We start from the raw sequence: 5293 nt of genomic DNA, 5'->3' as shown, positions 1-5293 counted from the left end.
GTGCTGCCGCTGCCGCATCCGTCGTGGCGCAACACCGGCTGGCTGAAGAAGAATCCATGGTTTGAAATGGATTTGCTGCCCTTCCTGAGGGCGGAAATCCGCTATCGCCTTGGTTAGGCATGAAGCAAGAAATCACCCGTTTTTCTCGCGCTTGGCAGAATTTCTTTCTTGTGAAAGGCCGGAATAAAAGGGATCATAGCCAAATCATTCCTCAAAGCGCACGCCACACAAATTGGGCGACATGCACCCTGGGAGTATCCGATGGACCGGCTTGACCGAAAAATTCTACGCCTCCTGCAGGAGGACGCGACATTAGCGGTCGCCGATGTCGCCAAGAAAGTCGGCCTGTCGACCACGCCGTGCTGGCGGCGCATCCAGAAGCTCGAGGAGGAGGGCGTCATCAAGCGGCGCGTCGCGATCCTCGACCATGAGAAGGTCAATGTGCGCGTCACCGTCTTCGTGTCGATCCGCACCAATTCGCACAGCCATGAATGGCTGCGGCGCTTCTCCGAAGTCATCCAGGAATTTCCGGAAGTGGTCGAGTTCTACCGCATGAGCGGCGACGTCGACTATCTGCTGCGCGTCGTGGTGCCCGACATTGCCGCCTACGACGCCTTCTACAAGCGGCTGATCGCCAAGATCGAGATCCGCGACGTCTCGTCGTCCTTCGCCATGGAGCAGATCAAGTATACGACCGAGATCCCGCTGGATTACATGGTGCTGGACAAGGAAGCCGGCGCCAACGCGGCTTGAGCTGCTCACGCGTGGCCTTCCTCCGGAAAGGTCATACGCACGCCTAGTTCTTCTTTTTGTTGAGAAAACTCCAGGGCGAGTTGATCGGCAAGGTGACTGCGTCCGGTACATTGTCGACACTTGCCACGTCGGCCTTGGGCACCGTGTAGCCCGACTGGATGATCGAGACGCCGTCGAGGATGAAGAGCTGGCTTTTCTCCATTCCAGGTTTCAGCACGCCGGTGACGGAGACTGGCTCATAGGCCTCAGACATCCTGTAGGGATGGGCCGGCGTGACCAAAACGATCTGGTTGGGCGGCGGCGTCGGCATATGGCTGCAGGCGCCCGTCCACGGCACCAGCAGGAACTGGTAGACGAGGTCGCCCTCGCGATCGACAGGCAATGCATAGCCGGCTAATCGAATCGTCTTGTCCTGGAGATTGATGGACAGCGTCTCGCCGTGGTCCGGCAGTTTTGCCGCGATCATCGGCAGGTTGGCGTCTTCGGCGATCGCCTGCGTCGCCGGCCGCAGGTCCTTCCAGAAGATATGCGCGGTCTCGGCCGATGCATCGGCGGCAATGGATACAAGCAAAGCAGCGGAGAGCGCGATGGTTGATTTGAGATGCTTGCTCATTGGCTGCTTCCTTTGCACCTGAGTAAAGACGCCGCCGTCCACGGCGTCAACGCTCGAGCCGCATCACATGCCGGCGCGAGCCCGCGGTGCCGATCTCGTGGAAGCCTCGCACCAGGAACATGTCGCGAAAACCCATGAAGCGGTAGCTTGGCGCTGCCTGGTCGACCGGATAGGCCTCGATCACGCGCGCGCCCCTGTCAAAGGCATGGTCAATCGCCGCGTCGAGCAGTGCCGCCGCGAGCCCGCCGCCGCGCAGGGCCCTCGGCACATAGAAGCAGACGATCGACCAGACGCCCGTTTCGCTGTCGTCCTGAAGCTTTGAGAGCCTGCGATAGGTCTCGCGCGGCGCGACCGAGCACCAGCCGACCGGCTTGCCGTCGACTTCAGCGACGATGCCAACGGGCGTCCCGGCCTCGATCAGCCCCATCATCATGCGCTTCTTCTCGGCGTTCCGGGCGTGCTCGCGGCTGGAATGGCGCCAGGCCATGCACCAGCAATATTTCGGCGCGCCCGGCTGTTCGAAAAGTTCCTCGAAATCCGCGCGGGTCGAGCGCGTCACCTCCGCGAAGCGGATTTCGGCGCCGTCAGCCTTTCCTGGCGGCGATCCGCTCGATCGTCTTGGCATTGGTCAGTTCCTTCACTGCGTCCTTGCCAATCCAGCGCGCCGTCTTGTCGGTCGACTGCGCCAGGCGTTCGGCCACGGCAAGGGCAGCGCCGTGCATTTCCACCGAACGCTTGCCGATCGAACGAAGCGCCCAGTTCACAGCCTTCCTCACGAAATTGCGGCTGTCGGCGGCATGCGCCTCGATGATTGGCAGGAAGCCGAGGAAGGTCGCGACCGGCTCTTGCTTCCGGTGGACGACAGACCAGGCCATCATGGCAAAGGCCGTGCGTCGAACGAACTCCCGCTCGTCGGCCGCGAACTCTTCGATCAGTTCCTTCCAGGCGTCCGTGTCGACGAACAGGTCGGAGACGCCGTCGACGATATCCCAGGAATCGAAGGACGCCGCCCATTGCCTTGCATCCGCAGCGGAAAACCGCTTCGGGTCGGCGGTGACGGAAGCGATGAACTGCGCTTCCATGATACCGGTCTGCCAGAGTTCGAAGGCACGTTCATGGTTGCGCTTGATCTTCTTGGCGATCTGCCGCTGCACGCCGTGCGGAATACCCAGCGCGCGCTCGATCTTGATGCCGTAGCGCAACATGCCGCGGCGATTTTCCTCCGAGCCGATCGAGCGCAGATAAGCGACGATTTCGTCGGCGCTCGATTGGGGCGAAAGCTCGGCCATGGCGCCCCTATTTCTCCAGACGAGCCAGCAGGGAAGAGGTGTCCCAGCGCCGACCGCCCATCGCCTGCACATCCTTGTAGAATTGGTCGACGAGCGCCGTCACCGGCAGCTTGGCGCCGTTGCGGTCGGCCTCCGCCAGGCAAATGCCGAGATCCTTGCGCATCCAGTCGACAGCGAAACCGAAATCATATTTACCGGCATTCATCGTCTTGTGGCGGTTTTCCATCTGCCAGGAGCCGGCCGCACCCTTGGAGATCACCTCGATCACCTTCTCGATGTCGAGCCCGGCCTTCTTGCCAAAATGGATGCCTTCGGCCAATCCCTGGACGAGCCCTGCAATGCAGATCTGGTTGATCATCTTGGTGAGCTGGCCGGCACCCGACGGCCCCATCAGCCCGACCATGCGGGCAAAAGCATCGATCACCGGTTTGGCCCGGTCGAAAGCTGCTTGCTCGCCGCCCACCATCACAGTGAGCACGCCGTTCTCAGCGCCGGCCTGGCCGCCGGAAACCGGCGCATCGAGGAAGGAGAACCCGAGCGCCTGCGCCTTCTCCGAAAGCTCGCGGGCGACTTCGGCGGAGGCAGTGGTGTTGTCGATATAGACCGCGCCCTTCTTCATCGATTGGAAAGCGCCGTCGGCGCCAATCGTCACCGAGCGTAGATCGTCGTCATTGCCGACGCAGGAGAAGACGAAGTCCTTGCCTTCGGCGGCTTCCGCCGGCGTCGCCGCGAAGTGGCCGCCATGCTGGCCGACCCATTGCACGGCCTTGGCAACAGTGCGGTTGTAGACGGTGACGTCGTGGCCGCCCTTGCTCCTGAGGTGCCCGGCCATCGGATAACCCATGACGCCAAGACCGAGAAATGCCACCAATGCCATGGGCTTGCCTTCCAAACGGGAACCAGATTTTGCTGGCGCAAGCTCTAGGCCATGCGGCGAATACGTCAAGACGCGGGGACGCTCCAACGACTGGTGCAGAAAGGCGGTTTCGGTCAGCGCTTAAGGTGAATGGTGATCCGGCGTTCGATCCATTCGATCGCGTGACGCAGCACCTCGACCATCACCAGATACACGACGGCGACCCAGATATAGGCCTGAATATCGAAGGTGCGGGAGTAGGTCAGTTTTGCCATGCCCATCAGGTCGTACACGGTGATGATGGCGACGATCGCGGACGCTTTGATCATCAGGATAAGCTCGTTGCCATACGGCCGCAGCGCGACCACCATTGCCTGCGGCAGGATGATCTTCCACAACGTCTGCAATTTGTGCAGGCCGAGTGAAGCAGCACCCTCCCATTGGCCTTTCGGCACGCTTTCGATGGCGCCGCGCAGGATTTCGGCCTGATAGGCGGCCGTGTTGAGGGCAAATGCAAAGACGCCACAGTTGAACGCCTCACGGAAAAAGCCCCACAGCCCAACCATTTCGAGTTGTGGTTTGAACGAGCCGACCCCGTAATAGACCAGAAAGGTCTGCACGAGCAGCGGCGTTCCGCGAAAGAAATAGACGTAACAATAGGCAAGACCGGACAGGATGCGGTTCTTCGACATGCGCGCATAGGCGACCGGAAGTGACAGTATGGCGCCAAGGACAATCGAAATGCCAACCAGCGAAAGCGTCACACCCAGCCCTTGTAGGTAGCTAGGGCCGTACTTGGCAAAGAGTTCGCTGTTCCAGGCGAGAGCCAGATAGGCGACAATGCCGCCGCCAGCGGCAATCCAGAGGCCTATCAGCACGTAGCCGACAATTCGGGAGCGCGGCCAGCCACGTGCTCGCGGGGGAGGCCGTTCCACAACGCTTTTGGCGTCGGCCGCAACGCTCATCGCCGTACCTCCCGCTGGGCAAGCGAGCGCTGTATGGCGCGGGTGGCGAGGGATGAAATGACCGCCAAGATAAGAAATACCACGGCGGCCACACTGAAGAACAGGAATGTGTGTTTGGTGACGCGTGCGGCCACGCCAGCTTGACGGAGCGTTTCTGCCAAACCGACCACTGACACCAGCGACGTGTCCTTGAGCAGGCTCAGCCAGCAATTCTCCAGGCCCGGAAAGGCGATGCGAACCAGTTGCGGCAAAATCACTTTGCGCATCGTTTGCCCGTATGAAAGGCCAACTGCGTAGCCACCCTCATATTGGCCCTTTGGGATGGCCCGGAACGCTGAAAGGAAAACCTCGCTGGCGTAAGCCGAAAAGATGATGGCAAGCACGATCATGCCAGCGACGAAGGCGTTAACATCGATTGTCGCCTCGGGCCTTACCAGTCTGATGAGATATTGCAGGATCAGCGGGCCGCCGAAAAAAAACAGAAACAGCGTCACCAGTTCGGGCAATCCACGGAAGATCGTCGTGTAGATGTTGGCGGCAATGCGCAGCGAGGGTTCCTCGGATTGTTTTCCCAGCGCTACAAAAAAGCCGATCGTCAATCCGATTGGAAGCGTTGCGAGGGCCAGAAGAACCGTGACAGCAGCACCAGAGACGATGTCGTCAAGCCAGCCATCGGGTCCCCAACTGAGAAGCGTCCATACGCTCAGCATCCGCTCGCCTATTCTCCCACATTCGCTCTTTTGAGAGCCATGCCGCAGCACCCCTCGCGCCCGACCTGCATTTGCAGGAACGGCGGGAAAAACCCCCCCTTCCTTTC

At 60.6% G+C, this 5293-nt stretch carries 7 protein-coding genes and 1 pseudogene; 2 read left to right on the top strand and 6 right to left on the bottom strand.

Going from position 1 to position 5293, the window contains the following annotated elements:
- Positions 1 to 117, top strand: a pseudogene (locus tag EN742_RS39535) (uracil-DNA glycosylase family protein); the annotation flags it as partial.
- A 144-nt stretch (positions 118 to 261) separates the two neighbouring features.
- On the top strand, positions 262 to 753 hold the full coding sequence (locus tag EN742_RS23085; RefSeq protein ID WP_126054500.1) for an Lrp/AsnC family transcriptional regulator: 492 nt from the start codon (positions 262 to 264) through the stop codon (positions 751 to 753).
- A 43-nt stretch (positions 754 to 796) separates the two neighbouring features.
- Here the strand turns inward: EN742_RS23085 and EN742_RS23080 are convergent, their stop codons facing one another.
- The 6 genes from EN742_RS23080 to EN742_RS23055 all read right to left on the bottom strand — a co-directional run bounded on the left by EN742_RS23080 (position 797) and on the right by EN742_RS23055 (position 5186).
- Entirely contained in the window at positions 797 to 1366 is a 570-nt protein-coding gene (locus tag EN742_RS23080; protein ID WP_127406872.1) for a DUF3299 domain-containing protein, read from the bottom strand.
- Between the two features lie 46 nt (positions 1367 to 1412).
- On the bottom strand, positions 1413 to 1991 hold the full coding sequence (locus EN742_RS23075; protein WP_127406873.1) for a GNAT family N-acetyltransferase: 579 nt from the start codon (positions 1989 to 1991) through the stop codon (positions 1413 to 1415).
- Positions 1951 to 2655 (bottom strand): DNA alkylation repair protein, encoded by a 705-nt coding sequence (locus EN742_RS23070; protein ID WP_126054503.1) that lies wholly within the window; start codon positions 2653 to 2655, stop codon positions 1951 to 1953. Before EN742_RS23070 ends, EN742_RS23075 begins: the two co-directional genes overlap by 41 nt.
- A 7-nt stretch (positions 2656 to 2662) precedes the next feature.
- Complete coding sequence (locus EN742_RS23065) at positions 2663 to 3532, bottom strand: NAD(P)-dependent oxidoreductase (protein ID WP_126054504.1); 870 nt, start codon at positions 3530 to 3532, stop codon at positions 2663 to 2665.
- A 113-nt stretch (positions 3533 to 3645) separates the two neighbouring features.
- The gene (locus EN742_RS23060) at positions 3646 to 4476 is read right to left on the bottom strand and encodes an ABC transporter permease (protein ID WP_126054505.1); all 831 of its coding nucleotides are present in this window, start codon (positions 4474 to 4476) and stop codon (positions 3646 to 3648) included.
- The gene (locus EN742_RS23055; RefSeq protein ID WP_127407523.1) at positions 4473 to 5186 is read right to left on the bottom strand and encodes an ABC transporter permease; all 714 of its coding nucleotides are present in this window, start codon (positions 5184 to 5186) and stop codon (positions 4473 to 4475) included. The genes EN742_RS23060 and EN742_RS23055 overlap by 4 nt, the downstream gene beginning before the upstream one ends.
- Positions 5187 to 5293 lie beyond the last annotated feature (107 nt).

Origin of the sequence: Mesorhizobium sp. M4A.F.Ca.ET.020.02.1.1 (assembly GCF_004022645.1) — a bacterium.
Taxonomy (GTDB): domain Bacteria; phylum Pseudomonadota; class Alphaproteobacteria; order Rhizobiales; family Rhizobiaceae; genus Mesorhizobium.
The sequence above is the reverse complement of the archived record's forward strand: the minus strand, read 5'-3'. Positions and strand labels throughout refer to the sequence as shown.

What these genes read in the sequence shown, in the direction of transcription:
- EN742_RS23085 (WP_126054500.1), top strand. Translation starts at nt 262, where the DNA reads ATGGACCGGCTTGACCGAAAAATTCTACGCCTCCTGCAGGAGGACGCG.
- EN742_RS23080 (WP_127406872.1), bottom strand. Translation starts at nt 1,366, where the DNA reads ATGAGCAAGCATCTCAAATCAACCATCGCGCTCTCCGCTGCTTTGCTT.
- EN742_RS23075 (WP_127406873.1), bottom strand. Translation starts at nt 1,991, where the DNA reads ATGCCAAGACGATCGAGCGGATCGCCGCCAGGAAAGGCTGACGGCGCC.
- EN742_RS23070 (WP_126054503.1), bottom strand. Translation starts at nt 2,655, where the DNA reads ATGGCCGAGCTTTCGCCCCAATCGAGCGCCGACGAAATCGTCGCTTAT.
- EN742_RS23065 (WP_126054504.1), bottom strand. Translation starts at nt 3,532, where the DNA reads ATGGCATTGGTGGCATTTCTCGGTCTTGGCGTCATGGGTTATCCGATG.
- EN742_RS23060 (WP_126054505.1), bottom strand. Translation starts at nt 4,476, where the DNA reads ATGAGCGTTGCGGCCGACGCCAAAAGCGTTGTGGAACGGCCTCCCCCG.
- EN742_RS23055 (WP_127407523.1), bottom strand. Translation starts at nt 5,186, where the DNA reads ATGCTGAGCGTATGGACGCTTCTCAGTTGGGGACCCGATGGCTGGCTT.